The organism is Psychrobium sp. 1_MG-2023, assembly GCF_030689115.1.
Classification (GTDB): Bacteria; Pseudomonadota; Gammaproteobacteria; order Enterobacterales; family Psychrobiaceae; genus Psychrobium.
This window is the reverse complement of record NZ_JAUYVJ010000074.1, coordinates 1-998: the sequence shown is the minus strand read 5'-3', so window position 1 is coordinate 998 and position 998 is coordinate 1. Positions and strand designations below refer to the sequence as shown.

Annotated in this window: 1 protein-coding gene; it reads left to right on the top strand. The window is 44.7% G+C overall.

The window, feature by feature from the left end; genetic code table 11:
* Positions 1-975 (top strand): elongation factor Tu (gene tuf / locus Q8W26_RS17810; protein WP_305473883.1); only part of this gene is annotated, 975 nt, incomplete at its 5' end.
* Positions 976-998 lie beyond the last annotated feature (23 nt).

Genomic DNA, 998 nt, shown 5'->3' with positions numbered 1-998 from the left:
GATACTCCAACACGTCACTACGCACACGTAGATTGTCCAGGTCACGCCGATTACGTTAAAAACATGATCACTGGTGCTGCACAAATGGATGGCGCTATCTTAGTAGTTGCTGCTACAGATGGTCCAATGCCACAAACACGTGAGCACATCCTACTTTCACGTCAGGTTGGTGTACCTTTCATCATCGTATTCATGAACAAATGTGACATGGTTGATGACGAAGAGTTATTAGAGCTAGTAGAAATGGAAGTTCGTGAACTTCTATCTGAATACGAATTCCCAGGTGATGACTTACCAGTAATCCAAGGTTCTGCACTTAAAGCACTTGAAGGTGATGCAGCATGGACTCCAAAAGTTGTAGAACTAGCTGAAGCGTTAGATTCTTACATCCCAGAGCCAGAGCGTGACATCGATAAGCCATTCCTACTACCAATTGAAGATGTATTCTCAATTTCAGGTCGTGGTACGGTTGTAACAGGTCGTGTTGAGCGTGGTATCGTAAACGTAGGTGACGCAGTAGAAATCGTTGGTATCAAAGAGACTGCAGAGTCAACTTGTACTGGTGTTGAAATGTTCCGTAAGCTTCTAGACGAAGGTCGTGCTGGTGAGAACGTTGGTGTACTACTACGTGGTATCAAGCGTGAAGAAATCGAACGTGGTCAAGTACTAGCTAAGCCTGGTTCAATCACTCCACACACTAAGTTCGAGTCAGAAGTATACGTACTTTCAAAAGATGAAGGTGGTCGTCACACTCCATTCTTCAAAGGTTACCGTCCACAGTTCTACTTCCGTACAACTGACGTAACTGGTGCTGTAGAGCTTCCAGAAGGCGTAGAAATGGTAATGCCAGGTGATAACCTGAAATTTGTTGTTGAGCTAATCTGCCCAATCGCAATGGACGAAGGTCTACGTTTCGCAATCCGTGAAGGTGGCCGTACAGTTGGTGCTGGTGTTGTAGCGTCAATCCTAGACTAATATTTACTTTTAGCTTCGGCTAA